Raw genomic sequence first — 24356 nt, 5'->3', positions numbered from 1 at the left:
GGTTATGCTCTCCCGATAAAGGTAAATTCAGCGACGAACCGTGCCAGTGGCATAATGCAGGGCGATGAATATCCGTCACGGCTAAAAGTAACGCGATTAAAGGCAACGGAATCGACAGTGACCAATGAGCCATGACTGTCTTTGTAACGATCATTTGGCTGTGGCTGGCCCATAATTCACCCCCTTAATATTTCTCGCCGCTTTTTCAGCGCGTTCCTGAGCGATCCAAAGAAGTTCATAACCCGTGTCGTTACCATCCTCACTAGCAATCAGCATTGAACTGACTTTTAAAATTGAAGCAATTTCACTGAGAAGATCGGAAACTTCGCAGGGCGCTAACTTATCCATAAGTCACCCCCATAACATCAGACAGATTGATACTATGTACTGCCAGCCATGCTTCGCGAGGCCATGATTTTACAGAGCCATACTGTGGGTCAGGCACAATCTCTGGTTTAAAGCCATTCTCAAGACACCATTTCCGCAACGGATGCCACGCAAACTTCTGATGAGTCACATTTTCTACAGCTTTCACCGTGGCATGCTTTGTACTTTCCCCCAGCCGTTCTTCCAGTACACGACATTTGCGAGTCGCGGCACTTAGTTTGCCGAGAGCGCTGGCTTCACGTTTACGGCTAATCTGACCTTTGGTACGAACAGCTTTGTCGGCGCGTTGCTTTTCAGCTAAGCGACCTTGCTCGGAGTCGATAGCAAGTTGAAGAATCTCCAAACGACTGAGGTCGGGAGTAGTTGCAGGTGCTGGCAATGCATCACGTCGGGAGAAGTAAAACTCAGTGAGGTCATTGAAGTAGTCCCACGCCTGATCCGTTTCTAACATCTTCGCGTGATTGGCCGCGCCGCGTTCCGTCCAGAGACGCAAGTTACGAGCGCGTTTCCCAACTGCATTACTTAAAGATACCCAGTTCTTCATTTCACGAAGCTCATCACCTTGAACATCAAAATAGTGCTTACCTTCGATAAAACGGTCTTGGTTTCGGTGATAGTTAACATTAATGTTATTCACATCGGTGCCATACCCAGCCGCAAGCTGCTCGGTGGTTGCCACACGCTGACCGCGATACTCAATAACCTGCAAATCTTTGGCCGCTAGCGGAGCCAGTTCAGTTTTTTTAGACATTGCACACCCCCTGCTCATTTTTCGCATCATGCTCTTCAAACCGTACGATGTTATGTACCGCCTCAGCCCACCAATACACCTGCAATCGTTGCTGCTCGTTCTCAATCAGAGGAATAACAACCGTCAACAAATGAAGCAGACCTGCTTTGACGCGTAATAAACGAGTGCGGGATACATTCTCGCTGGTGTCAGGGATTGGCTTACCACGGCTGCCCATCAGTTCAGCAATCAGGGCTTGAGTTTCTTTGTATGAAGGTGGGTAGATATCATCCTCATCAAGGAGCTGCATGATGCTGGTGATCTGAACGTTGCTTAAGCGGCGCTCTGTAGCCCCCAAGAGAACAGTAGCTGATGCTTTATCAAGGCTTTCAGCTTCACCACGCCATGACAGTTTGAGAGCACCACCAGCAGCGTCTAATGCGCTAAATTCAACACGGTATTTTTTAAGCATTGCATACCCCCTGTGCAGGAATACGACCAGCAAAGGAAAGTACGAACTGACCAGCCAGAGAGCGGCGAGCATCTTGTTCAGAATGGGCAGTGACTGATTCGCGGTGCGGCTTGGCATTCAGGTCAGAACGGCACACTGCGAGAAAGAGATACTGAAATTTAGGGCGAGTTTGGGTATGATTTAACATAGCTACCTCGATACTCAATCTATCGTTGGTGGTAAGAGGCCCGGTTAGTGTTAGCGCACTGCTGGGCTTCGTTATTTTGTGTACTGCCTGTGCCTTATCTGTGGATAAGGTGTGATTTAAATTACAATTAAATGAATCACACATCAAGTGTTTTGTGTGATTTGATTTCATGTATACTGAATCACACGTTTTATTTAAGGTGCTGAACATGGCAACAAATACGGTTAACGACAAATCAAAACAAATATCCATTCGCATTCCACACGATGTAATGGATGGTATGGAAGCGGTAAAAATGGACGGTGAAAGTAATGCCGGTTTTATCGTTACAGCTATGCAAGATGAGATAGCCCGCCGCCAACTCAAAGAAAGCGACGAAAATAAGTTGCTGTCCAACCTCAATGGCGCACTAGAAGCACTAGCTCGTATCGAAGAGATCGGTACGAAGGCAGGGGAAAATATCAAGGCCATCGTTGACGTAGCGCAGAGTGAGATCAAACGCCGCCAACGCAAGAAGGCCAAGTCAGAACCATCTGAGTAATCCCAAAGGGTAGCATTCACAGTGCTACCCTTTTCTTTGCCTGAACCGAATTGCAGTTCCGTTAAACTCGATAAATCAGAGTATTTGGGTAATGACTGCTGAGCTAAATATTTGGCTGAGTGGTGATCTCCACTATATTCTGGAGATTGGTATAGATTGCTTGCACCAGGTACTACGGAAGTTTCGTAGTTTAAATTTTGAGCGTCAGTATTACTTACTTTCAACTGACCCGAAATCACCGAGATAGCTATAATCTGAGACATAATTACTGTATCCCCAGCTTGCCACCGCCAATAAACTCAAAAGGGATTTGCCCTATCTCATCAACCAATTTCTGGGCTTTCTGAAGTACAGGTAAATCATCTTGGCGCTTGCGTAAGCGCCTACCAGCATCAGAAGAGTCTTCATTGGACGATTTCCAAGCCGTAGCAACAATGTTCTGCATCTGCTGGAGCGTCAGGCGAGTATCAGCGACCAATCCCCCTGACTCTTTGTCCATTAAATCCAAAGCCCAACGCCTCAAATCCTTGGCAACAGGAGTTTCAGCCAGCAATCCAAGTAAGTGCAAACCCCGAAGAGAGAAAATACGTATTTTCGTCTTAAGATTATTGCAACCCATTGTTTTTCCCGAGGTCACTGTTGTAATGACCTCGGTCATACTGGCGGTAAACTCATCTGAGTTGCTGTTGTATAAGTTGGTAACTGATTTCGCATTGGCATAGCCTAGCAACTTAGCCGACTCTTTAGCTGTTACCCAAATCTTCCCATCACCATGATCAAAAGGAATTACAGTTTGATCTTTAAACTTCAGCACAATGGAATTAGAAGTAGTGCTAAATTCAGAGTGAGTTTGGCCGCTGCCAATTAAGGCATTTAATTTTTTCATGTTGAATTATCCTTCGTTAAATCATTTGGTAGCTGTAGCGACGGAAATCAAATGTTGGATTAAACCGAATGCAAGTACACGCAAGTAATGCACACCCTATATACATAATTAGGCGACCTCCTTGCGGGATTCAGCAATACGCTGGTTGATCCACTCGTCAATCTCGCTTTCAACGAAGGCAATAGAGCGGGTACCGATTTTAATGGAGGAAGGGAAGCGATTCTGGCTGATGAGGCGGTAAAGCCAAGCCTTACTGTAACCAGTGCGGCGTTGAACTTCGGATAAGCGAATAAGTGATTGCGACATATTTACCTCGTAATATCTATTGCGGTTTACGAGATGAATTTCACCAAATTTAAGCTAGTCAGTGTAGAAATTGAGTAAATAAAGATGGAAGGTATAATTTAAAAGCTAAACCTGTAGATGTCACTTTAATAGATACATTGGAAATGGATAAACTACAAAAACGGGACTTTAGAAATGACGTCCCGCGCTGTAACACTGTTTGGAAATGATTACTCATCAGAGTCAGGAAGTGTGATTTCTAAAGACTCTTTGATAAGGTTGGTCATTTGTTTCTCTGTAACAACCATTCCCTGATATCCTGAGACTGCAAGATTCTGAGCGACGGCTCTAGCTATAGCCAGCTTGTTTAATTTTTCACCGTTTCGAAATGTTCTACTGGATCTTTCGAGGGCGATGGCCATACCAGCGATTAACATTAGTGCAGTATTCTTACCTGGAAATTCGCCCCACTGGTCAAGATACAATTGATTGTTGGTTTTCTTTTCTATTGGCTTCGATTGCTGTAACGGTAGAGGCCAATTAAATTCATGCTCAGTGACCCATTTTTCAACCTCTGCACGAACAAGAATACAATCTCGACGATCGTTGTCCATATTATCGTAATGTAAAATTTCCTTTGCTTTTAGCTTACCGTTATCGACAGCATCCCAAATAGATTCTTTATATGCCTCAAGTTCACTGGACTGTTCCCTTCCTAAATTAACTCGAGGATTAGCTCCGATAATTAAATAGGCAGCATCACTCAGCGTAATACTATCTCGAGAAAGGTAAGGAACAAGCCAACTTGGTAAGTTCTTTTTTAGCCCAATATTATATTCTAATAAATTATCATGAAGATTTAGACCGAGAGTCTTTTCAATCTCTGACCGATTAAAACCTAAGAAATCAAATGAATTCATAATCCCCCCTAGAATGGAATATCACTATCAAAATCGAGCGCGGTGGAGCTTTGAACTTCATTTTTCTTAGTCATAGATGGAGCCCATCCCTCATAAAGCGGTTCATCCATTTCAGGACTAACCATAATCCGACTTAATAAATCGTATGGGTTAAAATCAGGATCAGTGTAAGCAGGGCTACGAGTAATACCTCTCGCATCTTGAATTAACAGGCTGGGAGCATACTGTTGTTCTTCATCTAATCTGATGATTATCCAATTAGCTATTTGTTCTCTGGTCATGTCAGGGTGCAACGCTTCAATTCTTACGATTAGCTCCCTGATGCTTATGAATTGCTGCTTCTTGGATTTTAACTCTGACGCTGGATTAGCCATATACGCCACCTCGCATCCTCTAAATTTTAGGGGCTATGCCAGCCAGTAGAGGTGTACTGGTTTTCGGGGATCAGCCTAGGCATAGCCTTATTCTCTTGAGGTCTACTATAAATCACCACTGTATACTCGTCCAGCACCTACTCCACCAATGCATGACATCACTTCACATTTTCTCATCAAACTGCGGTGAGCAATTTCAGCTTATCGATTACAGATTTAGGGTGATTTAGCTGAGAAAAAGCCAGGTTTTCGGGAGATAACGCGATTAGGGTCGGTTCAAATGGCCTAAAGTCGGTTCAGGGTCGGTTCAAAAAATGAATTAATTAACCTATAAATCAACAAACTAAAATATTGAACCGACTGAACCTACTGAACCGACCCTTTTTTATTCCTCACGGAAGAATTTTACCTAATCACTAAGCTTTTGACTAACGTTCCAGGCTATCCATATAGTCGGCATACCACTGAAGCATTTCTCGACGACCATCCAGATACTGGGCGTGATTGTAGGTACCACGAATGCTGTTTTTATCCACGTGTGCCAACTGTGTTTCTATCCATGCAGTATTAAACCCCTGCTCATGCAAAATGGTGCTCATGGTATGTCGGAAGCCGTGTCCAGTCGCTCTACCACTGTAACCAATGCGTCGAATGAGAAGATTCATTGTCATCTCACTGATTGGCTTATCACCAATCCCTCGCCCAGGAAATACAAACTCATATCCGCCACTGATAAGCTGAACTCGTCTCAGTAACTCCAGCGCTTGCTTCGATAGTGGGACTGCATGATTACGCCTCATTTTCATTCTTTCTGGAGGGATCTCCCAAAGGGCTTTATCCATATCAATCTCACGCCATACGGCACCACGAAGCTCACCGGGTCTAAGCCCGGTAATAATCAGTAGCCTTAAAGCATTCTTTACCACTTCACTTCCACGATAACCATTTACGCCATGCAGAAATGCTGGCAACTCCTCTGCGGTGAGATGAGCATAGTTATCTCTTTTGTGTGGTTTAAGCGCACTGGCTAAGTCTGGTGCGGGGTTATATTCTGCTCTACCAGTAACAATGGCGTATTTCCAGACTTCGGCACACCGCTGCCTGACCTTACGAACTTTCTCAGTAGCCCCACGGCGTTCCATTCTGGATAGTGCTTCTAATAGCTCGAGGGGTTTTATATCTCTAATGGGTCGATGCCCAATATAGGGGAAAATATCTTTCTCAAATGCGCTCATCATGTCTTTGCTGTATCCCTCAGACCAGCGTTCGACATTTCGCCCGTACCATTCTCTGGCTATTGCCTCAAATGTATTGGCCTGCTCCAACAGTAGTGAACGTTTATTATCCTTGCGGACTTCACTTGGGTTTTTACCGGCGGCAACCAGCTTTCGCATCTCATCACGTTTTTCTCTGGCCTCAGCCAAGGTGACTAATGGGTATGTGCCGAGAGATATCATTTTTGGCTTACCAGCAAATCGATAACGAAAGCGCCAGGCTTTTGAGCCATTGGGTTCAACAATGAGAGATAACCCAAAGCCATCCGTTACGCTATAGGGTTTAGCCTCGGGCTTTGAGCGCTTAATTTGAAGGTCGGAAAGTGGTGGCATGTGTATAGTTTTCCCTGCTGATGTGTAGAGCCACGATTAGCGCCGAAACTATACACAAAACTATGCACATGTGTATGTAGCTTTAGGTTGATTTTGGTAGACGTTAGGATAATTGAAATTGGCTGTGAAGTGCGTAATTACTGCTTTGAGTAGACTTTGGAAGAGGTTAGTAGAAGTTGAGTTGGCGGAGGAGGAGAGATTCGAACTCTCGAACGGTTACCCGTCGACGGTTTTCAAGACCGTTGCCTTCAGCCACTCGGCCACCCCTCCGCAACGAGCCGAACTATAAACAGAGCTCTGCCGCTTGTAAAGCCTGTTTGTGCTTAATTGACCAAAAAATCCGCTAGCTGATTGTCGAGTGCTGAATTTATCGTCATCCCTTATGCTAACTGGCCATTAGGCGTACAGCAGCCGGTTTATTTACTCTCGCACAGATGGCACCTCACCAAATAACAGCAGAGACTGCTTTGGGGTAGTGGCAAATATTTGCTAAATTAGCGGCCGTTTCATTGATTGAATTACCGAGGTTGTATGTTGGAGTTTGAAGGCCGGGTTATTGATACCGATGCACAGGGTTATCTGAAAAATAGCGCGGACTGGAGCGAGGCTTTAGCGCCCATACTGGCTGAACAGGAAGAGATTATACTCACTGAACCGCATTGGGAAGTGGTGCGCTTTGTGCGTGCATTTTATCAAGAATTCAATACATCACCTGCAATCCGCATGCTGGTAAAGGCCATGGCACAAAAGTATGGTGAAGAGAAAGGTAATAGCCGATATCTGTATCGTTTATTCCCCAAAGGGCCAGCAAAGCAAGCAACCAAAATTGCAGGATTACCCAAACCCGTTAAGTGTATTTAACGGCAGATAGCAGTATTTAATAATGGATAGCTGTGCTCTGGCACCGCTCGTGAGTTAATAGCGGATTTTAAATTTTTCAAACGCGGTGCTCGGATAAGGTTCTGTCAGCAGTCGATCCACCCGCGCACCGCGTGGCCCCCCCTGCTTAATCCACTCAAGCAGGTGTTCAACCGCATTTTGCTCGCCGTAAGCCACCACTTCCACACTGCCATCATCACAATTTTTAGCGTAACCCGTTACACCCAGCGCTTGTGCCTGACGTTGCGTGCTATAGCGGAAACCCACGCCCTGAACAACGCCGTAAACATAGGCGGCAGTGCATACTTTTGGCATATAGACTCCTCATCTACGTGATAATTTGCATTTTCCGGCTCATACTCCGACAATACCGCTCTTTTTTACCTAGCTGGCAGCAACCTAATTATGACCGTAAGCCTGATTCTTGCCAAAGGACGTGAAAAGTCCTTACTTCGTCGCCATCCGTGGATCTTCTCTGGGGCCGTTCAACGCCTTGAGGGGAGTGCCCTGCCCGGTGAAACCCTCGATATCCTTGATAGCCAGGGTAAATGGCTGGCCCGTGCCGCCTACTCTCCTGAATCACAAATTTTGGCACGAGTCTGGACGTTCCAACAAGATGAAGTTATTGACCGCGAGTTCTTCATCCGCCGTCTACAGCAAGCGCAGAGCTGGCGTGATTGGCTGGCAAAGCGTGATGGTTTGAACGGCTATCGCCTGATCGCCGGTGAGTCTGATGGCCTGCCGGGTATCACCATAGACCGCTTCCAGAACTTTCTGGTATTGCAGTTACTGTCGGCCGGCGCTGAATATCAGCGGGAAACACTGGTTAGTGCCTTACAACATTGTTACCCAGAATGCTCTATTTATGACCGCTCCGATGTTTCCGTGCGTAAAAAAGAAGGCTTACCTCTGACGCAAGGGACAATCAGCGGTGAAATGCCGCCTGACCTGCTGCCAATAACCGAAAACGGCATGCAACTGTTGGTTGATATTCAGCACGGCCATAAAACAGGATTTTATTTAGATCAGCGCGATAGCCGCCTGGCGGCGCGTAACTACGCCGATGGTCGCCGTGTTCTGAACTGTTTCTCTTATACCGGTGCCTTTGCTGTCGCAGCGCTGATGGGAAATTGTAAGCAAGTTATCAGCGTTGATACCTCACAAGCTGTACTGGATATAGCCAAACAAAACATTGAACTCAACCAGTTGGATTTGAGCAAAACCGAATTCATTCGGGATGATGTGTTCCAATTGCTGCGTAACTACCGCACGCAAGGGGAAAAGTTTGACATGATCATTATGGACCCACCGAAGTTTGTGGAGAACAAAAGTCAGTTGGCAAGTGCGTGTCGTGGCTACAAAGATACTAATATGTTAGCGATACAATTATTGCGCCCAGGCGGGATCTTGTTAAGTTTCTCCTGCTCTGGTTTGATGCCAACAGATTTATTCCAGAAAATTTTGGCCGATGCTGCGTTAGATGCAGGGCATGATATACAATTTATAGAACAGTTCCGTCAGGCAGCGGATCACCCGGTTATCGCGACATATCCAGAAGGTCTGTACCTGAAAGGGTTCGCGTGCCGGATAGTATGACTTGAAATGCCCTACACTGCCCTCATATAGAAGACAGAGTAATGTTTCTCAGGAGGTTATCATGATTGCCAGCAAATTTGGTATTGGGCAGCAGGTCCGCCACAGCCTACACGGCTATTTGGGTGTAGTGATTGATATCGATCCTGAATATTCTCTCGAGCCACCGGAACCTGATGAGGTTGCAAACAACGCTATGCTGCGTTCGTCACCTTGGTATCACGTGGTTATTGAGGATGATGAGGGGCAACCGATACATACCTATCTAGCTGAAGCGCAACTAACCTATGAAGATATGGATGCTCACCCAGAGCAACCTTCATTGGATGAACTGGCGGCGTCCATCCGCCATCAGCTACAGGCTCCGCGTCTACGCAACTAAATCTTGAGATTTATCGATAAAACCCGGCGCTTAGTACCGGGTTTTTTATCGCCAAAATTAGCAACGCCGCGTATCACTGTTTTTCTAATCCCAGGCGCGGTATTTCAATCTTCGGACAACGATCCATCACCACCTTTATTCCCGCATCTGCCGCCAAGGTAGCCGCCAACTCATTAATAACACCAATTTGTAACCACAGAACCTTGGCGCCGATAGCAATAGCATCTTGCGCAACGCCGTATGCAGCCTCGGCATTACGGAAAACATCCACCATATCGATAGCATGAGGAATATCCGCCAGTTCTGCATATGCCTGCTGGCCCAATAATGATTTCCCCGCCAATTTAGGGCTAACAGGCGTGACTTGATACCCCTGCTGTAGCAGATAAGCCATAACACCATAACTTGGCCGCGATGGGTTATCACTGGCCCCGACTAATGCAATTGCTTTTACCTGTTGGAGAATGTCAGCAATGTCTTTATCGTGCATTTTTCAGTTCCTCTGATGCGCTAAAAGAATATCCCAATCCATGTGCACCCGGAGGGATACTACCAATATTAGGCGATCCTCTAAGTGTACATCATGGGGAAAATGGATCATAAATGCGGTCAGATTGATTTGGTTTTAGAGATGTCGCAGTAATTACTGTTAGAGTGCCGGCTTTATCCTTATAATTCATCAGGATAAAAACGTCATATTTATACTGAACATTTCAAAAAGTAAATAAATGTGGGCGAACGGAAAGACTTTGACACATAATCTAGCCTGTCTGACAATGTACGCGGATATCACCCTCAGGAGCAGCACATGAAATTTGGTCTGGTGGTCGTAGGGATTTTGGCCGTTTGCTGTAGTGCTTCAGCTATCGCCACGACCTTAAAACTCGCGCCGGAAATTGACCTGTTGGTGGTCGATGGGAAAAATATGTCAGGATCCTTGCTAAAAGGAGCCGATAGCTTGGAATTAAACAGCGGTCAGCATCAAATTCTGTTCAAAGTGGCTAAACCACTGCCAGCCGATCCGAAAGTGTTGTATGCCTCTCCGCCATTAGTGGTGGTGTTTAATACCCGCAATGTTCGTTCAGTCGCCATAAAATTACCGGCCATTGATACCGAACGAGATGGGCATAAGTTTTCTAAAAACCCGGTATATCAGCTTATTGGGGATAATGGCCGCCCATTATCTGTGCGTCACGATGTATTACATCAGGACAATCTCAACACTGCCAGCACACTTGAAACTGCAATGGCCAGTTATAATGTTGGCCAATTTAGTGCTTCAGTTCCCTCTTTTGCCACCATTCCACCTTCAACTGTGAGTGCGGTGCCGGGGACCACTATTGCCGTGGCAGGGACAAATACCGCGCAGAATACCACCAGCCTGCAAGGGGAAAATGTTGCCGAACAGATGCTGCAATATTGGTTCCTGCAAGCCAACGCCGAAACTCAACAACGCTTCCTACTCTGGGCTAAAAAGCAACCGGGCAAATGATCCGTTTACGATAAGGCGGTTCTTAAACATCAGGTTATGCTTGTTTCCTCGCATTTCTTTGCGTTACCGCTATGCACAAAATCTCCGTTTCAGTAATCTGTTAGCAAACCGCTAGCATTTATTGAAGGATATCTTGATGGAACTGACTACCCGCACTATTGCGGTACGCAAGCATATTGCCCTTGTTTCCCACGATCATTGCAAAAAATCGCTGCTCGAATGGGTTATGGAAAACAAACAACTGCTGTCCCAGCACGAACTTTATGCCACAGGTACCACCGGAAACCTGGTACAAAAAGCCACCGGCATTGACGTTAACTGTTTACTAAGTGGTCCGATGGGGGGAGATCAAGAAGTGGGTGCGCTGATATCGGAGAAAAAAATCGATATTTTGATTTTCTTCTGGGACCCGTTGAATGCTGTGCCGCATGATCCCGATGTGAAAGCCCTACTACGTCTGGCAACAGTCTGGAATATACCTGTCGCCACCAACCGCTCGACCGCAGACTTCTTAATTGGTTCTAACTTGTTTAGCAGCGAAGTTACCATCGCAATCCCTGATTATGATCATTACTTAAAACAGCGACTGCAATAAGCATTATGCCCGGTGCCACAACCACCGGGCGGAATGTATGCGATAGCTCAGTTAAGGTTTACGCTGAACTGGAACACCTAACTCGCTAAGTTGCTTAACAAAAATAGAGGGTTTTGCTGTATCTTGCAGTAACCAGACTTGGTGCTTCGCACGAGTCATTGCGACATATAATAAACGCCGCTCCTCTGCATCTGGGAAATCTTCCGGTGCCGGTAACAGCACATCTTCCACAATTGATTCCCGCGCTACTGCCGGAAAACCATCATTACCTTCATGTAGCCCTGCAATAATCACATAGTCGGCTTGCTGCCCTTTGCTGGCATGAATAGTCATAAAATCAATCGTCAGTTTTGGCCAGCGAGTTGCCGCTTTTTGCAAAATCTCAGGCCGTAAATGGTGATAGCGGGCCAAAATCAAAATACGCTCATCATCCTTAACAAAACCGCTTAATTTATCCAGTAAGGTGTCAAGCTGTTGGTCCGGCAAAATGATGACTGACTTTTTGTTACCTTTACTCAAACTGTTAAGTGGCTTTTTCAATTGATGTGGGTTTTGCTGAATAAACCGGTTCGCAATTTCACCGATCCTATCATTAAAGCGGTAAGTGGTATCCAATGCACATTCAGCCCCTTCACCGAAGTACTGGCTAAAAGCTGTAGTGAGCGAGAGCTGCGCGCCACTAAACCGATAAATCGCCTGCCAATCATCACCCACCGCAAATAAGCAGGTTTGCTTATTTTGTTTGCGCAGTGCTGCCAGCAGCATAGCGCGTTGCGGTGAGATATCCTGAAACTCATCCACCAAAATATGCTTCCACGGACTAACAAAACGCCCTTTCTCCAGTAAGTTAACTGCCTGATGAATCAAGCCGGAGAAATCAACCGCACCTTCTTCTTTCAACGCCGTTTTCCACGCTTTCAATAACGGTGCCATTAACCGTATACGTTTCTGGAAGAGATCACGCACTTCTTCATCAGCCTGCTCAATCATTTCGGCTTGACTACCACCGTGCATTCGCATCAGCCCTACCCAACGCTCCAGCCGCCCCGCCAATCTGGCTGCTAAACGTTTATCTTGCCAAAACTCACCCTCATCAACCTCCCACTCAAGCTCATCAGTTAGCCATTCACGCCACCCTTTTGCCTGCGCTTTTTTCTCACTACACTGCTGTTGCCAATTCTTAACCAGTAACGACCTTCTGGCCTGGCTGTCTGATTCTAATTTACTGATTAGTGGTGTTTTACGGCTGCCTTGCTGGATAATCTGCAATGCCAGTGCATGGAAGGTTTTTGCCTGAATATCATCCACAGCTAACCGTTGCTTAATGCGATGATTCATCTCGTCAGCCGCCTGACGGCCAAATGCGAGCAGTAAAATCTGCTCCGGCAATGCTTCATTACGGCGTAACAACCAACCGGCACGGGCTACCAGCACTGATGTTTTACCACTGCCGGCACCTGCCAGAACTAATACCGAGTCTTCGCCATTAACCACCGCCCGGCTTTGCGATTCATTCAGGGGGGAGGTTTCTACACTTTGGAAGAAATCTTGATGCTCTTCCAACATTCGGTTGGTCCATTGCTGATTCCGGCGTTCTACACTGCGACTACCTTGCTGCAACCAGCGCAAACAGATTTCATAATCTGCACGACAGGTCTCAAATTCGTTCAACCGCGGCACCGGTATCGGCAATGAGGCGAAAGCCTCGCGAATAGAGTGCTGCACCTGTCCTAACTCACTGCGTTTAAACCATTTATCCTGTTGCTCAATCCGCTTGATTGATTCCACTTGTTTATGTAAAACCTCAACACAAACCAAGCTCATCTCTTCACTCCATTGCTGCCAGATGCCCAGTAAATGTTGATAGAAACGTTGAGTTTCCTGCCATTCGGTGCCATGTAAACGGACAACTTGTTGGTCTGGCAATTCAAATTCCAGTTCGCCCCAGACAATACCGCGCTTACATTCAATGTTAACCAACTGGTTAAAAGGAATCAGGTACTGATGTTTATCACCGCATACTTCGATGCCAGCATTGAGCAAGCGCACCCGATTGTAAGGGTGCTGAGCCAAATGCTTGCCAAAAGATGTCGCTTTAAGTTCCATATCTGCGCGCCATTACTCGTATTAAGTGAATTGAAATAACACAATGGAGTGTAAATAAAATAATTGAGTTTAAACAACAGGTATCCGATAGTTGACAACGGAAACTAACCCGCCCTATTCATATAGAATGGTTAGCGTTTGTTATCACTCATCCGCGTTGCGGTTTTTTTATTCAGCTAGGCAGATAAATCACTATGCGTACTGTACTGAATATTCTTAATTTTGTTTTAGGTGGTTTCTTCACCACACTGGGCTGGCTATTCGCCACAGTCGTCAGTGTCGTTCTGATTTTTACCTTACCATTAACGCGCTCTTGCTGGGAAATTACCAAATTATCATTTCTTCCTTATGGCAATGAGGCGATCCATGTCAATGAATTATACCCAGAAAAAAGTAATGCTCTGATAACTGCCGGCGGCTCGTTACTGAATATTGTCTGGTTCATTTTATTTGGTTGGTGGCTGTGTTTATCCCATATCGCCACAGGGATTGTGCAATGCATAACCATCATTGGGATCCCGGTCGGTATTGCCAATTTTAAAATTGCTGCTATTGCTTTGTGGCCCGTGGGCCGCCGTGTCGTTTCAGTCGAAATGGCACAGCAAGCGAGAATGGCTAACGCTCAACGCCAATATCAGCAACGCTGAATTTTCAGTTTTAGAGGTTTTTTGTGCTCACTTTCGTCACTGGTTTACGCCGTTATGTCTACAATAGTAGCCTGCTTTATCATGCCCGTATTTTTATCGCGTTGGCGGGAGTAACGGCGGTTCCGTGGTGGATTGGTCAGCCCAAACTGACAATTCCGTTAACACTCGGTGTCGTCGCGGCAGCACTTACTGATCTTGATGACCGCCTGACAGGGCGGTTACGCAATTTATTCATTACGCTGATCTGTTTTTTTGTCGCCTCCGCATCGATAGAGTTGTTATTTCCTTATCCCTGGTTTTTTGCCCTCGGTCTGACCTTTTCAACCTGTGGTTTTATTCTGTTGGGGGCTTTGGGACAACGCTATGCAACAATTGCCTTTGGCGCATTGCTAATTGCTATCTACACCATGTTGGGTACCTCGATGTACCATATCTGGTACCAACAGCCGCTACTGCTGCTGCTCGGAGCTGTTTGGTATAACGTACTGACCTTGTGCGGACACCTTATTTTCCCTATCCGCCCCTTGCAGGATAATCTAGCTCGTTGCTACCAGCAGCTTGCTCACTATTTGGAAGCAAAAGCTAATCTCTTCGATCCTGACATCGAATCTGATGTCGACCAGCCGCTTATTGATGTGGCGATGGCCAACGGCACACTGGTATCAACCTTAAATCAGGCCAAAGCCTCACTGGTGACTCGCTTGAAAGGTGATCGGGGCCAGCGTGGAACCAGACGGACACTTCACTACTATTTTGTCGCGCAAGATATTCATGAACGCGCCAGCTCGTCACATGTCCAATATCAGGTTCTACGAGAGAAATTCCGTTACAGCGACGTGCTATTCCGCTTTCAGCGCTTACTGAGTATGCAAGCCAGAGCCTGCCTGCAACTTTCGCAATCCATTCTGATGAGACAAAAGTATCAACATGATCCTCGCTTCGAGCGAGCCTTTACGTTTTTAGATGCGGCACTGGCCAGAGAACTCGCGCAAAACGAGAATATCCCACAAGTTAAAGCCCTTTCCCACTTACTGAGAAATTTACGGGCTATTGATGCCCAATTGGCGGGGATTGAATCCGAACAAGTATTAGCCGAAGGCCCTCAGCCCGAGAGCCGTTTGTCTGACGACCACATTACCGGATGGAGTGATATCAAGCTGCGTATCAGCCGCCATCTCACCCCACAATCTGCACTATTTCGCCACGCAGTTCGCATGTCAGTGGTGTTATGTCTCGGTTATGCGTTTATTCAACTAACAGGCATGCGCCACGGCTATTGGATCTTACTGACCAGTCTTTTTGTCTGCCAACCTAACTATAATGCGACGCGCCGCCGCCTTGCATTGCGCATAATCGGCACACTGGCGGGTATTCTTATTGGTTTGCCTATCCTGTATTTTGTGCCTTCCATTGAGGGGCAACTCATCCTTATTGTCATTACCGGGGTGCTATTTTTTGCTTTCCGTAATGTTCAGTATGCTCATGCAACGATGTTTATTACCCTGCTGGTTTTGCTCTGTTTTAACCTATTAGGGGAAGGATTTGAGGTTGCCGCACCTCGGGTATTTGATACCCTGCTAGGCTGTGCCATCGCCTGGGTAGCGGTGAGTTTTATCTGGCCGGATTGGAAGTTCCGCCACCTCCCAGCGGTGGTTCATAAAACGCTGAATGCCAACTGCCGCTATTTGGATGCAATTCTGGTGCAATACTATCAAGGCAAAGATAATAGCCTGCCCTACCGTATAGCCCGCCGTGATGCACATAATTGCGACGCGGAATTAGCCTCAGTGATCTCAAATATGTCTGCCGAACCCAAAAATGACAAAGAAACCCAGGAGGCAGCATTCCGATTGCTCTGTCTGAACCACACGATGCTGAGCTATATATCCGCGCTGGGTGCTCATCGAGAGAAACTGAGCAACACCGCCACCCTGAATCTGCTTAATGACGCGATTTGTTATGTCGAGGGGACACTTGAGCAAGAGCAGCCTGACTGCGCGAAAATGGCCCAGGTGCTAGCCAGCTTATCTACCCGGCTACAGAACTGTAATCCTGAGCCGGAGAGCAAAGACCAATTGGTTTTACAACAAATAGGTTTATTGCTTGAACTGTTACCTGAACTCAGTGAACTGAATAGGCACATCAGCCAGGCTAATTAAGATTGGGGCCATTCCCGATGGCCCTGCTATGCTGTTTCAAACTGCGTAATTTTGGGCGAACGGATGTGTATCTCAAACCATTCAATAAGTTCACTACGCATCAATAAAGGCAGCACAGCATAATGGTGGCCACTTATCGCCCCAGCAAGCGCCAATAATACATTAACCCCGAGTGAGCGCCTTAATGCACGTAACTTCAGATAACAGCATTTGGCCCCTTCACGCCGCAGCTCCGCCGCATTCTTGATGCCGGCTTTCCACAATAGTCGTTCAAGGCTGGCACTGAGATTCGGCAAATCTTTCAGACGAACTGTTGGCCCTTTTTTGCTTAAAAACTCAGCTTTAGCCCCTTGATAAGCGCGTGTAGCAAAATGACTCAGTGTGCACTCATCACTCCATAATGCAGAGTCTACCCAATAATAACGCAGCAATACCGGTAACCCACGTTTAGCGTAAACAAAGTTACTCATCCCCCGACTGCGGAATAGCGTTTCTATCTTATTATTGGCGCGTAAATACAGTTCGCCGTCCGAAACCACCGCAAACATAATGCCGTTCGCCAATAGGCCATAGCCACCAAATTGCGAACGAACTGTGATCTTGCCTAAAAAATCGAAACGATCCTGTGCTTGCATGATTTTGTTTTCTGATGCGTTTTCCATAACTACTCCTTTAGTAAAAATCCGATCCAACGTCCCTATTCAGTTGCAATAAGTGTAAGAGGAACAACCAATTAAAAAATACGCAATATGGATTACCTAGCCAAACACAAAATGAATTTGCACGGATTTACATCACAATTATGCGAAGCGTCTTGTAAAAATTTAGTTGATCTTCGAACAAACAGTGACTACTGTATATGCATACAGCACACTACAGGCGAGGTTCATAATGCGTACTCAATCACTAAAACCTTATAATGCTAATTATCATTCTCTTATTAGCCGTGAAACACCGGAAAGAGTTGATGCTCCAACAGATAGTGGCCTTATCAGTGAACTTGTGTACAGTGAAAACCAGCCTGCGGTAACTCAGTTATTGCTTCCTTTATTGCAACAACTTGGTAAGCAGTCTCGGTGGCTTTTATGGCTGGCCCCACAACAGAAATTAAGTCGTTTATGGTTACAGCATTCAGGCTTACCAATAGATAAAGTCGTTCAGTTACGGCAAATCAATCCATTGTCGACTGTTGATGCAATGGAGAAGGCATTATTGACGGGAAATTACAGTGTCGTTCTTGGTTGGCTACCGGAGTTGTCAGAAAATGATCGAATCAGATTACGTTTGGCAGCAAAGTTAGGGAATGCTTATGGGTTTGTTATGCGTCCGTTGAATGACATAAAACTGAACCAAGGACAGTGCGCAACGTTAAAAATTCATTCTTCTTTGTATCATTAAGTAAATTTAGGATTTATCCCATGAATTATTACAATATTTAGCGCTTACTCCTGTAAAACCGGCATAAAGCGAGTCGGAATGCGGCTTGTAGCAGAAAATAACGTCTAGAAAACGCGGGTTTTTACCGCTAAATCGTTAAAGATAATGCACTATTTCGCTTTTTTTTCAGGCGGTTTATCACATCACACTTGTAACTTTCTCGCCACGTTGTAGACTTTACATCGCCAAGGTTGCTCTAAAACGCCAAATTATACTGGCAGCGTGATTAACGGGAGCGTTAAAACCTTGGCGAAGAATTTTAACCAAGGGCTTAGCTTTTTAAAGCTCATTGCCTATTTGGATGATAACGAGGCGTAAAATGAAAAAGACAGCTATCGCATTAGCAGTGGCACTGGCTGGTTTCGCTACAGTAGCGCAAGCCGCACCGAAAGATAACACCTGGTACACCGGTGGTAAACTGGGTTGGTCCCAGTATCAAGATACTGGCACTGGCGGTATCTATGGCAACGTTGGCAACGACGGTCCTACCCATAAAGACCAACTGGGTGCTGGTGCGTTCTTGGGTTACCAAGCAAACCAATACCTGGGCTTTGAAATGGGATACGACTGGCTTGGCCGTATGCCTTACAAAGGCGACGTAAATAACGGCGCATTCAAAGCACAAGGCGTACAGCTGGCTGCTAAACTGAGCTACCCAATTGCTCAGGACTTGGACCTGTACACCCGTCTGGGTGGTCTGGTTTGGCGCGTAGATTCTAGCGCTTACGATGCTCCTACTGATAGCCGTGCTAGCAACCATGACACCGGTGTTTCTCCACTGGTAGCGCTGGGTGCAGAATACGCATGGACCAAAAACTGGGCAACCCGTATGGAATACCAATGGGTTAGCAACATCGGTGATAAAGCTACCGTTGGTGCTCGTCCAGACAATGGTATGCTGAGCCTGGGTGTTTCTTACCGTTTCGGTCAGGAAGATGCCGTAGCGCCAGTAGTTGCTCCAGCACCAGCTCCAGCTCCAGTTGTTGACACTAAGCGTTTCACACTGAAATCTGACGTGCTGTTCGCTTTCAACAAAGCAACTCTGAAACCAGAAGGCCAGCAAGCTCTGGACCAACTGTATGCACAACTGAGCTCTATCGATCCTAAAGACGGTTCTGTAGTTGTTCTGGGCTTCGCTGACCGTATCGGTCAACCAGCACCGAACTTAGTTCTGTCTCAGCGTCGTGCTGACAGCGTGCGTGATTACCTGGTTTCTAAGGGTATCCCTGCTGACAAAATCACCGCTCGCGGTGAAGGTCAAGCAAACCCAGTTACTGGTAACACCTGTGACAACGTGAAACCACGTGCTGCTCTGATCAATTGCCTGGCACCAGATCGTCGCGTAGAGATCGAAGTTAAAGGCTACAAAGAAGTTGTAACTCAGCCACAGGCTTAAGTTTACTCCTTTCGTAAAAAACCCCGCATTGCGGGGTTTTTTTTGTCATCAATGATAACAAACCAGGCCACATCTCTTTTCTTAATGGCTCTATATCAATATCATCTTTTATCTAATTCATACCAAGACAGGTTAAATCTCTTTACCAAGAATATCCTGTAAGTCCTGTTTCAAAGATGACATCTGGTTGGCATATTTCTCTTTACGCTCAGCATCTTCAATTAACTGCACCACTGTATCTGACAGAGTATTGCCACGGCGCCGGGCTAGAGCTGCCAAACGCTGCCAAACCAGAAATTCCAGATCGATCGACTTTTTGCGCGTATGCTGATGCTCAGCATTGAAATGGCGCTTACGTCTGGCGCGGATAGTCTGCTTCATCCGCGTCGCCAGTTGTACGTTCATATGAGTGTCAATCCACTCCAGCACCTTTACTGGTTCACTTTCCAGTTTCATCAATTGCTCTACTGCGTCTGTCGCTGCACTGTTTTCAATGTGGCGGGTAATGGCTTCACCTTCACGGTGTTTTTTTACCAAATACGCCCATTTCCAACCACTTTCCAGATTTTCCAGTTGTTGATATTTCATCGTGAGCTCTTTAGTGACCGTGTAACTTAAGTCAAGCATAACAGTTTTATGCAGAATTTCACCCTACAAAAAGCCTATGATTAGTTTGTTTTTTGTACGGAATACTGCCGATGTCTTACTCCTTGCTACCAACTGCCACTCTACGTATATGCAGCCTGCTTTATTCTTGTATAATCGCCCTTTCCCTTTTTGACGATTGCATCTATTACTTTGACCAATAACCGACTTGAATGGCAGTCAATGCTGCCGAACGCAACGCCCTATGAAGCGTTATTTACTACTGCCTCCCAGTTGGAGCCGGTTTCTTTCTCGGCGATTCAGCCCCGGTTAGAGAATGGCATGACGCTATTTTGTCATCCACAATCTCAACCGCGTTTTATGCTGATTAAAGCACAGGAGAGTACTGAGTATCTGGCATTGATCGCGCAGGCAGTTAAAGAGCTGCAACCTGAAGCCTCTGCCGTGTTTGGTGGCGATTATCAGATTGATGGCAATCTAGTGACCTGGCAGCCGGCACAACGTGGTAACGAGCCTTTTGCGGCACATTCACGCTGTCTCTATCAGGAATGGGTAGAACCAGAACAACTGTTTGGTTGTGTTAGATGGCATAAAGATCAAATCAGTCTGCAACCCGGCTTGGTTCATCAGGCTAATGGCGGCATATTGATCCTGTCAGTACGGGCATTACAAGCTCAACCACTGATGTGGCTGCGTCTGAAACAGATGATTGTCCAGCAGCGCTTCGATTGGTTGTCACCTGATGAAACCCGCCCTCTGCCAGTACACATTCCCTCGATGCCACTGGATCTGCGCCTGATTCTCGTTGGCGACCGTCTGGGCCTTGGCGATTTCCACGATATGGAACCCGAGTTAGGCGAATTGGCTATCTATGGCGAGTTCGAGGTCGAGCTGCCGCTGGTCGATATCGATGGCATGACCCTATGGTGTGGCTATATCAATGCGTTATTGCAGAAAAAACAGTTGCCATCTTTATCTGCCGATGCCTGGCCAGTTCTGTTTCGTCAGGCAGTGCGCTACAGCGGTGATCAGGGCAGTCTGCCGCTGTGCCCTGTATGGCTAACTGGCCAGTTGGCAGAAGCAGCGCTGTATGCTGAAGAAGAGTCAATTACAGCCAATGCGCTGGACATTGCCTTGAATGCCCGTGATTGGCGCAATAGTTATCTTGCTGAGCGGATGCAAGATGAGATTGAACTAGGGCAGATTTTGGTTGATACCGAAGGGTTAGTCGTCGGTCAGATTAATGGTTTGTCGGTACTGGAATACCCAGGTCACCCTTATGCTTTTGGCGAACCTGCACGTATCAGTTGTGTGGTTCACTTGGGTGATGGCGAGTTTGTTGACGTTGAACGTAAAGCGGAACTGGGCGGTAATCTACATGCTAAAGGCATGATGATTATGCAAGCATTCTTGATCTCAGAATTGGAACTTGATCAGCCGCTACCCTTCTCGGCTTCGATTGTTTTTGAGCAATCCTATGGTGAGGTCGATGGTGATAGCGCATCACTGGCCGAGCTTTGCGCCTTGATCAGTGCCCTTTCGCAGCAACCGATCAACCAGCAAATTGCGGTCACAGGCTCTGTTGATCAGTTTGGTAATGTGCAGCCTATTGGCGGCGTGAATGAAAAGATCGAAGGCTTCTTCGAAGCCTGTCAGCGTCGCGGGTTGACCGGTACTCAAGGGGTGATTCTACCGACCACCAATGTCCGTCATTTATGCCTGAATCAGGCAGTGATTGAGGCGGTACAAAATGGTCAGTTCCATCTCTGGGCGGTTGATAGCGCCGCTGAAGCACTGCCGTTATTGACAGGCATGGTGTATGCCGACGAGCAGCAACCAAGCCTGTTAGGTATAATTCAAGAGCGAATCTCACAGGTTAATCCGCAGGACAGACACCGTTGGCCATGGCCATTACGCTGGCTAAACTGGTTCAACCAGGGCTGATCGGACTTGCTCAGCGTACAGGTGTACGCTATTCTGCGCACTTCACTAAAATAAGGCTTACTGAGAACATGGTAGATAAACGCGAATCCTATACAAAAGAAGACCTTGAAGCATCAGGCCGTGGCGAACTGTTTGGCGCTGGCGGGCCACCATTGCCAGCAGGCAATATGTTAATGATGGACCGTGTCGTCAAGATGACAGAAAACGGCGGTACCTATGGTAAAGGTTATGTGGAAGCGGAACTGGATATCAATCCAGATCTATGGTTCTTCGGTTGCCACTTTATCGGTGATCCTGTAATGCCAGGCTGCCTGGGCCTTGATGCTATGTGGCAATTGGTTGGGTTCTATCTTGGCTGGCTAGGTGGCGAAGGCAAAGGTCGCGCGCTGGGTGTCGGTGAAGTTAAATTCACCGGACAGGTACTGCCTGAAGCCAAGAAAGTAACATATCGTATTAATTTTAAACGCGTCATTATGCGTAAATTAATTATGGGTGTCGCGGACGGTGAAGTTTTGGTTGATGGCAACGTGATTTACACTGCCACCGACTTGAAAGTCGGTCTGTTTAAAGACACCAATACTTTCTAATATTTGTTATCCCTGTGCAGGGGCAGTTACTCCCCTGCACCATAATAATGATGCCACGAGGCATTTTTTTTAACCTAAGTAACTACAATAAATGTAGTCACTTGTTGAATGTTAATTTTCAGCCCACGCTCAGCCAAAGCCACAATAATGATGTGAGGAATGGAATGCAAAGAACCCGCCTTGAAGACATGCCTTGCCCGGTTGCCCGCTCTCTTGAACGCGTCGGCGAATGGTGGAGCATATTAATCATCCGCGATGCCTTTCAGGGGTTAACGCGGTTTGATGAATTTCAGCAAAGTTTGCAGCTATCACCCACTATCCTCACCCGCCGCCTAAAGTATCTGGTGGAAAGTGGGATCCTTGAAAAGCGGCTCTATAATCCGCGTCCTGCCCGCTATGAGTATTTACTGACTGAGCGTGGCAATGATTTTTTCCCAGTGATGGCGGCACTATTCCAGTGGGGTAATCAGCATTTTGCACCACTTGGTCCTGCGGTGGTACTCGCAGATCGCCGTACGGGTAATCCGGTAGAAACTATCTTACTGGACAGAAATACCGGGCAACCTATTTGTGCACAAGATGTCACTCTTGCGGCAGGCTCCGTCAAGAGCGATATAATTAATAAACGGTTGGCACTGATGCATGGCAAACAGTCAATAGATACCAGGCAACAGTCTCACTCAATTAAGTCTCAAAAGGAAAAACAATGAATACGCGCCGTGTAGTAATTACAGGAATGGGTGTGGTTTCCCCGTTAGGCTGTGGTAGAGAAACTGTTTGGCAACGTTTGCTGGCAGGACAATCCGGCATCCGTATTCTGCCGGATGAGATTGTCGGTGATTTGTCAGCTAAGATTGGTGGGCAAGTGCCTACACTTGACGCAGACTCAGAAGCAGGCTTTGATCCTGATAAAGCTGTTGCGCCAAAAGATCAGAAGAAAATGGATCGTTTCATTGCGTTTGCGATGGCGGCGGCAGATGAAGCTATTACCCAAGCCGACTGGCATGCTGACGATGTAGAAAAACAGGAGCGTACCGCTACCGTGATTGGTTCTGGTATTGGCGGTTTCCCTGCGATTGCTCATGCCGTACGCACCACCGACACTCGCGGGCCAAAACGCCTCTCCCCTTTCACCATACCTTCATTTTTGGTGAATTTGGCTGCGGGTCATGTTTCTATTAAACATCATTTTAAAGGGCCAATTGGCGCGCCCGTCACCGCATGTGCGGCGGGAGTGCAAGCTATTGGTGATGCGGTGCGGATGATCCGCAACGATGAAGCGGATGTTGCCTTATGTGGTGGTGCTGAAGCCGCGATTGATAAGGTCAGTTTGGCTGGTTTTGCTGCAGCTCGTGCTCTATCAACCGGTTTTAATAGCACACCTGAGAAAGCCTCCCGTCCCTTCGACAGTGCTCGCGATGGTTTTGTGATGGGGGAAGGTGCCGGTTTACTGATTATTGAAGAATTAGAACATGCTCTCGCCCGTGGTGCACAACCGTTAGCTGAGATTGTCGGCTACGGTACCAGTGCCGATGCCTACCATATGACCTCTGGAGCTGAAGATGGTGATGGCGCATATCGCGCCATGAAGATCGCTTTGCGTCAGGCCAAAATTAAGCCAGAACAAGTTCAGCATCTTAATGCGCATGTAACCTCAACTCCGGTGGGGGATCTTGGCGAAATCAATGCGATTAAACACTTATTTGGTGAAGGTAATACCTTAGCCATTACCTCAACCAAGTCAGCCACCGGGCATTTGCTGGGGGCGGCTGGCGGATTGGAAACCATCTTCACGGTACTGGCACTGCGTGATCAAATCGTGCCTGCCACTCTGAATTTGGAGAATCTGGATGCTGCGGCCAAGGGGTTGAATATTGTGGCAGGTAAAGCTCTCCCCCATGAGATAACCTATGCGCTGTCAAATGGCTTCGGTTTTGGTGGGGTTAACGCGAGTATCTTGCTAAAACGCTGGGCTGAATAGTTGGTCAGACCTCGAAGAGTTGACACCAGTCAATGATTCGGGTGAGCGAATGCAGCCAACAACGTTGCGGCGACAAGTACCACCTGTATTACTCAAAGTAATTGGTGTTGCAGCCAGGCGGCAAATGAGTGAATTCCGATGAGTTGACGCCAGTCAATGATTC

The 24356-nt window shown here is 46.8% G+C and carries 29 protein-coding genes and 1 tRNA gene; 14 read left to right on the top strand and 16 right to left on the bottom strand.

Translation table 11 applies throughout. The annotated features are described in order from the left end of the window. Window positions 1-2: 2 nt before the first annotated feature. The 5 genes from V1956_RS10895 to V1956_RS10875 are packed head-to-tail and all read right to left on the bottom strand — an operon-like array spanning window position 3 to window position 1776. A complete protein-coding gene (locus V1956_RS10895; protein ID WP_032905636.1) occupies window positions 3-173 on the bottom strand; it encodes a DUF4222 domain-containing protein in 171 nt (56 codons plus the stop codon). Further along, window positions 151-348 (bottom strand): hypothetical protein, encoded by a 198-nt coding sequence (locus V1956_RS10890; RefSeq protein WP_442825092.1) that lies wholly within the window; start codon window positions 346-348, stop codon window positions 151-153. The genes V1956_RS10895 and V1956_RS10890 overlap by 23 nt, the downstream gene beginning before the upstream one ends. Next, window positions 341-1138 (bottom strand): ORF6N domain-containing protein, encoded by a 798-nt coding sequence (locus tag V1956_RS10885; RefSeq protein WP_442825091.1) that lies wholly within the window; start codon window positions 1136-1138, stop codon window positions 341-343. The genes V1956_RS10890 and V1956_RS10885 overlap by 8 nt, the downstream gene beginning before the upstream one ends. Continuing rightward, window positions 1131-1589: a hypothetical protein gene (locus tag V1956_RS10880; RefSeq protein WP_289822767.1), complete on the bottom strand. Its 459-nt coding sequence runs from the start codon at window positions 1587-1589 to the stop codon at window positions 1131-1133. The genes V1956_RS10885 and V1956_RS10880 overlap by 8 nt, the downstream gene beginning before the upstream one ends. After that, window positions 1582-1776, bottom strand: coding sequence for a host cell division inhibitor Icd-like protein (locus tag V1956_RS10875; protein ID WP_053011706.1), 195 nt, complete (start codon window positions 1774-1776; stop codon window positions 1582-1584). Before V1956_RS10875 ends, V1956_RS10880 begins: the two co-directional genes overlap by 8 nt. 208 nt (window positions 1777-1984) lie before the next feature. Here V1956_RS10875 and V1956_RS10870 point away from each other — a divergent pair, with 208 nt between their 5' ends. Next, on the top strand, window positions 1985-2317 hold the full coding sequence (locus tag V1956_RS10870; protein WP_442825090.1) for a YlcI/YnfO family protein: 333 nt from the start codon (window positions 1985-1987) through the stop codon (window positions 2315-2317). Window positions 2318-2582: 265 nt separating this feature from the next. Here V1956_RS10870 and V1956_RS10865 read toward each other — a convergent pair whose 3' ends face one another. From V1956_RS10865 to V1956_RS10840, 6 genes are all read right to left on the bottom strand, one after another. Beyond that, the gene (locus tag V1956_RS10865) at window positions 2583-3203 is read right to left on the bottom strand and encodes a BRO family protein (RefSeq protein ID WP_083159899.1); all 621 of its coding nucleotides are present in this window, start codon (window positions 3201-3203) and stop codon (window positions 2583-2585) included. 108 nt (window positions 3204-3311) lie between these two features. Further along, complete coding sequence (locus V1956_RS10860; protein WP_050288460.1) at window positions 3312-3509, bottom strand: helix-turn-helix transcriptional regulator; 198 nt, start codon at window positions 3507-3509, stop codon at window positions 3312-3314. Window positions 3510-3718: 209 nt separating this feature from the next. Continuing rightward, the gene (locus V1956_RS10855; protein ID WP_442825089.1) at window positions 3719-4408 is read right to left on the bottom strand and encodes a hypothetical protein; all 690 of its coding nucleotides are present in this window, start codon (window positions 4406-4408) and stop codon (window positions 3719-3721) included. An 8-nt stretch (window positions 4409-4416) separates the two neighbouring features. Continuing rightward, window positions 4417-4782: a hypothetical protein gene (locus V1956_RS10850; RefSeq protein ID WP_050288458.1), complete on the bottom strand. Its 366-nt coding sequence runs from the start codon at window positions 4780-4782 to the stop codon at window positions 4417-4419. A gap of 428 nt (window positions 4783-5210) precedes the next feature. Beyond that, the gene (locus tag V1956_RS10845; RefSeq protein ID WP_442825088.1) at window positions 5211-6389 is read right to left on the bottom strand and encodes a tyrosine-type recombinase/integrase; all 1179 of its coding nucleotides are present in this window, start codon (window positions 6387-6389) and stop codon (window positions 5211-5213) included. 182 nt (window positions 6390-6571) lie between these two features. Next, a tRNA-Ser gene (locus V1956_RS10840) sits at window positions 6572-6659 on the bottom strand. Window positions 6660-6920: 261 nt separating this feature from the next. On the opposite strand from V1956_RS10840, the gene tusE reads away from it, so the two are divergent. After that, window positions 6921-7250 carry a sulfurtransferase TusE gene (gene tusE / locus V1956_RS10835; protein WP_005184582.1) on the top strand — a complete coding sequence of 110 codons (330 nt, stop codon included), beginning with the start codon at window positions 6921-6923 and terminating at the stop codon, window positions 7248-7250. A gap of 54 nt (window positions 7251-7304) precedes the next feature. On the opposite strand, the gene yccX is transcribed toward tusE, so the two are convergent. After that, window positions 7305-7583: an acylphosphatase gene (gene yccX, locus V1956_RS10830; RefSeq protein WP_372559308.1), complete on the bottom strand. Its 279-nt coding sequence runs from the start codon at window positions 7581-7583 to the stop codon at window positions 7305-7307. A gap of 90 nt (window positions 7584-7673) precedes the next feature. Between yccX and rlmI the strand changes: the two genes are divergently transcribed. Together rlmI and hspQ are read left to right on the top strand one after the other, a co-directional pair. After that, a complete protein-coding gene (gene rlmI, locus V1956_RS10825) occupies window positions 7674-8864 on the top strand; it encodes a 23S rRNA (cytosine(1962)-C(5))-methyltransferase RlmI (protein WP_442825087.1) in 1191 nt (396 codons plus the stop codon). 61 nt (window positions 8865-8925) lie between these two features. Continuing rightward, window positions 8926-9243, top strand: coding sequence for a heat shock protein HspQ (hspQ, locus tag V1956_RS10820; RefSeq protein WP_083158478.1), 318 nt, complete (start codon window positions 8926-8928; stop codon window positions 9241-9243). A 73-nt stretch (window positions 9244-9316) separates the two neighbouring features. Here the strand turns inward: hspQ and V1956_RS10815 are convergent, their stop codons facing one another. Beyond that, entirely contained in the window at window positions 9317-9733 is a 417-nt protein-coding gene (locus V1956_RS10815; protein ID WP_420074743.1) for a CoA-binding protein, read from the bottom strand. A gap of 318 nt (window positions 9734-10051) precedes the next feature. Between V1956_RS10815 and V1956_RS10810 the strand changes: the two genes are divergently transcribed. After that, on the top strand, window positions 10052-10735 hold the full coding sequence (locus V1956_RS10810) for a DUF2057 family protein (RefSeq protein WP_372559309.1): 684 nt from the start codon (window positions 10052-10054) through the stop codon (window positions 10733-10735). 136 nt (window positions 10736-10871) lie between these two features. Next, the gene (locus tag V1956_RS10805) at window positions 10872-11330 is read left to right on the top strand and encodes a methylglyoxal synthase (RefSeq protein WP_083158476.1); all 459 of its coding nucleotides are present in this window, start codon (window positions 10872-10874) and stop codon (window positions 11328-11330) included. 51 nt (window positions 11331-11381) lie between these two features. Here V1956_RS10805 and helD read toward each other — a convergent pair whose 3' ends face one another. After that, the gene (gene helD / locus V1956_RS10800) at window positions 11382-13436 is read right to left on the bottom strand and encodes a DNA helicase IV (protein ID WP_420074744.1); all 2055 of its coding nucleotides are present in this window, start codon (window positions 13434-13436) and stop codon (window positions 11382-11384) included. A 194-nt stretch (window positions 13437-13630) separates the two neighbouring features. Between helD and V1956_RS10795 the strand changes: the two genes are divergently transcribed. Both V1956_RS10795 and yccS read left to right on the top strand, forming a co-directional pair. Continuing rightward, window positions 13631-14083 carry a YccF domain-containing protein gene (locus tag V1956_RS10795; protein ID WP_083158474.1) on the top strand — a complete coding sequence of 151 codons (453 nt, stop codon included), beginning with the start codon at window positions 13631-13633 and terminating at the stop codon, window positions 14081-14083. A gap of 23 nt (window positions 14084-14106) precedes the next feature. Next, window positions 14107-16242: a YccS family putative transporter gene (yccS, locus tag V1956_RS10790; RefSeq protein ID WP_372559311.1), complete on the top strand. Its 2136-nt coding sequence runs from the start codon at window positions 14107-14109 to the stop codon at window positions 16240-16242. Window positions 16243-16268: 26 nt separating this feature from the next. Here the strand turns inward: yccS and V1956_RS10785 are convergent, their stop codons facing one another. Further along, window positions 16269-16904 carry a TfoX/Sxy family DNA transformation protein gene (locus V1956_RS10785; RefSeq protein ID WP_372559312.1) on the bottom strand — a complete coding sequence of 212 codons (636 nt, stop codon included), beginning with the start codon at window positions 16902-16904 and terminating at the stop codon, window positions 16269-16271. A 229-nt stretch (window positions 16905-17133) separates the two neighbouring features. Here V1956_RS10785 and sulA point away from each other — a divergent pair, with 229 nt between their 5' ends. Together sulA and ompA are read left to right on the top strand one after the other, a co-directional pair. Further along, a complete protein-coding gene (gene sulA / locus V1956_RS10780) occupies window positions 17134-17640 on the top strand; it encodes an SOS-induced cell division inhibitor SulA (protein ID WP_372559313.1) in 507 nt (168 codons plus the stop codon). Between the two features lie 358 nt (window positions 17641-17998). After that, window positions 17999-19075, top strand: a complete 1077-nt coding sequence (gene ompA / locus V1956_RS10775) for a porin OmpA (protein ID WP_083158470.1) — start codon at window positions 17999-18001, stop codon at window positions 19073-19075. Between the two features lie 132 nt (window positions 19076-19207). On the opposite strand, the gene matP is transcribed toward ompA, so the two are convergent. Next, window positions 19208-19663: a macrodomain Ter protein MatP gene (gene matP, locus V1956_RS10770; protein WP_083158469.1), complete on the bottom strand. Its 456-nt coding sequence runs from the start codon at window positions 19661-19663 to the stop codon at window positions 19208-19210. A 210-nt stretch (window positions 19664-19873) separates the two neighbouring features. Here matP and V1956_RS10765 point away from each other — a divergent pair, with 210 nt between their 5' ends. The 4 genes from V1956_RS10765 to fabF all read left to right on the top strand — a co-directional run bounded on the left by V1956_RS10765 (window position 19874) and on the right by fabF (window position 24193). Then, the gene (locus V1956_RS10765) at window positions 19874-21625 is read left to right on the top strand and encodes an AAA family ATPase (RefSeq protein WP_372559314.1); all 1752 of its coding nucleotides are present in this window, start codon (window positions 19874-19876) and stop codon (window positions 21623-21625) included. A gap of 68 nt (window positions 21626-21693) precedes the next feature. Then, complete coding sequence (gene fabA, locus V1956_RS10760) at window positions 21694-22212, top strand: bifunctional 3-hydroxydecanoyl-ACP dehydratase/trans-2-decenoyl-ACP isomerase (RefSeq protein WP_442825086.1); 519 nt, start codon at window positions 21694-21696, stop codon at window positions 22210-22212. Window positions 22213-22376: 164 nt separating this feature from the next. Continuing rightward, window positions 22377-22922, top strand: a complete 546-nt coding sequence (locus V1956_RS10755; RefSeq protein WP_372569307.1) for a winged helix-turn-helix transcriptional regulator — start codon at window positions 22377-22379, stop codon at window positions 22920-22922. Further along, the gene (gene fabF / locus V1956_RS10750) at window positions 22919-24193 is read left to right on the top strand and encodes a beta-ketoacyl-ACP synthase II (RefSeq protein ID WP_442825085.1); all 1275 of its coding nucleotides are present in this window, start codon (window positions 22919-22921) and stop codon (window positions 24191-24193) included. The genes V1956_RS10755 and fabF overlap by 4 nt, the downstream gene beginning before the upstream one ends. Window positions 24194-24356 lie beyond the last annotated feature (163 nt).

Source organism: Yersinia sp. 2540 StPb PI (genome assembly GCF_052217165.1).
Lineage (GTDB): Bacteria > Pseudomonadota > Gammaproteobacteria > Enterobacterales > Enterobacteriaceae > Yersinia > Yersinia enterocolitica_E.
Note: the sequence above shows the minus strand (reverse complement) of the source record. Positions and strands in the feature narration are given on the sequence as shown.

What these genes read in the sequence shown, in the direction of transcription:
- V1956_RS10895 (WP_032905636.1), bottom strand. Translation starts at nt 173, where the DNA reads ATGGGCCAGCCACAGCCAAATGATCGTTACAAAGACAGTCATGGCTCA.
- V1956_RS10890 (WP_442825092.1), bottom strand. Translation starts at nt 348, where the DNA reads ATGGATAAGTTAGCGCCCTGCGAAGTTTCCGATCTTCTCAGTGAAATT.
- V1956_RS10885 (WP_442825091.1), bottom strand. Translation starts at nt 1,138, where the DNA reads ATGTCTAAAAAAACTGAACTGGCTCCGCTAGCGGCCAAAGATTTGCAG.
- V1956_RS10880 (WP_289822767.1), bottom strand. Translation starts at nt 1,589, where the DNA reads ATGCTTAAAAAATACCGTGTTGAATTTAGCGCATTAGACGCTGCTGGT.
- V1956_RS10875 (WP_053011706.1), bottom strand. Translation starts at nt 1,776, where the DNA reads ATGTTAAATCATACCCAAACTCGCCCTAAATTTCAGTATCTCTTTCTC.
- V1956_RS10870 (WP_442825090.1), top strand. Translation starts at nt 1,985, where the DNA reads ATGGCAACAAATACGGTTAACGACAAATCAAAACAAATATCCATTCGC.
- V1956_RS10865 (WP_083159899.1), bottom strand. Translation starts at nt 3,203, where the DNA reads ATGAAAAAATTAAATGCCTTAATTGGCAGCGGCCAAACTCACTCTGAA.
- V1956_RS10860 (WP_050288460.1), bottom strand. Translation starts at nt 3,509, where the DNA reads ATGTCGCAATCACTTATTCGCTTATCCGAAGTTCAACGCCGCACTGGT.
- V1956_RS10855 (WP_442825089.1), bottom strand. Translation starts at nt 4,408, where the DNA reads ATGAATTCATTTGATTTCTTAGGTTTTAATCGGTCAGAGATTGAAAAG.
- V1956_RS10850 (WP_050288458.1), bottom strand. Translation starts at nt 4,782, where the DNA reads ATGGCTAATCCAGCGTCAGAGTTAAAATCCAAGAAGCAGCAATTCATA.
- V1956_RS10845 (WP_442825088.1), bottom strand. Translation starts at nt 6,389, where the DNA reads ATGCCACCACTTTCCGACCTTCAAATTAAGCGCTCAAAGCCCGAGGCT.
- tusE (WP_005184582.1), top strand. Translation starts at nt 6,921, where the DNA reads ATGTTGGAGTTTGAAGGCCGGGTTATTGATACCGATGCACAGGGTTAT.
- yccX (WP_372559308.1), bottom strand. Translation starts at nt 7,583, where the DNA reads ATGCCAAAAGTATGCACTGCCGCCTATGTTTACGGCGTTGTTCAGGGC.
- rlmI (WP_442825087.1), top strand. Translation starts at nt 7,674, where the DNA reads ATGACCGTAAGCCTGATTCTTGCCAAAGGACGTGAAAAGTCCTTACTT.
- hspQ (WP_083158478.1), top strand. Translation starts at nt 8,926, where the DNA reads ATGATTGCCAGCAAATTTGGTATTGGGCAGCAGGTCCGCCACAGCCTA.
- V1956_RS10815 (WP_420074743.1), bottom strand. Translation starts at nt 9,733, where the DNA reads ATGCACGATAAAGACATTGCTGACATTCTCCAACAGGTAAAAGCAATT.
- V1956_RS10810 (WP_372559309.1), top strand. Translation starts at nt 10,052, where the DNA reads ATGAAATTTGGTCTGGTGGTCGTAGGGATTTTGGCCGTTTGCTGTAGT.
- V1956_RS10805 (WP_083158476.1), top strand. Translation starts at nt 10,872, where the DNA reads ATGGAACTGACTACCCGCACTATTGCGGTACGCAAGCATATTGCCCTT.
- helD (WP_420074744.1), bottom strand. Translation starts at nt 13,436, where the DNA reads ATGGAACTTAAAGCGACATCTTTTGGCAAGCATTTGGCTCAGCACCCT.
- V1956_RS10795 (WP_083158474.1), top strand. Translation starts at nt 13,631, where the DNA reads ATGCGTACTGTACTGAATATTCTTAATTTTGTTTTAGGTGGTTTCTTC.
- V1956_RS10785 (WP_372559312.1), bottom strand. Translation starts at nt 16,904, where the DNA reads ATGGAAAACGCATCAGAAAACAAAATCATGCAAGCACAGGATCGTTTC.
- sulA (WP_372559313.1), top strand. Translation starts at nt 17,134, where the DNA reads ATGCGTACTCAATCACTAAAACCTTATAATGCTAATTATCATTCTCTT.
- ompA (WP_083158470.1), top strand. Translation starts at nt 17,999, where the DNA reads ATGAAAAAGACAGCTATCGCATTAGCAGTGGCACTGGCTGGTTTCGCT.
- matP (WP_083158469.1), bottom strand. Translation starts at nt 19,663, where the DNA reads ATGAAATATCAACAACTGGAAAATCTGGAAAGTGGTTGGAAATGGGCG.
- fabA (WP_442825086.1), top strand. Translation starts at nt 21,694, where the DNA reads ATGGTAGATAAACGCGAATCCTATACAAAAGAAGACCTTGAAGCATCA.
- V1956_RS10755 (WP_372569307.1), top strand. Translation starts at nt 22,377, where the DNA reads ATGCAAAGAACCCGCCTTGAAGACATGCCTTGCCCGGTTGCCCGCTCT.
- fabF (WP_442825085.1), top strand. Translation starts at nt 22,919, where the DNA reads ATGAATACGCGCCGTGTAGTAATTACAGGAATGGGTGTGGTTTCCCCG.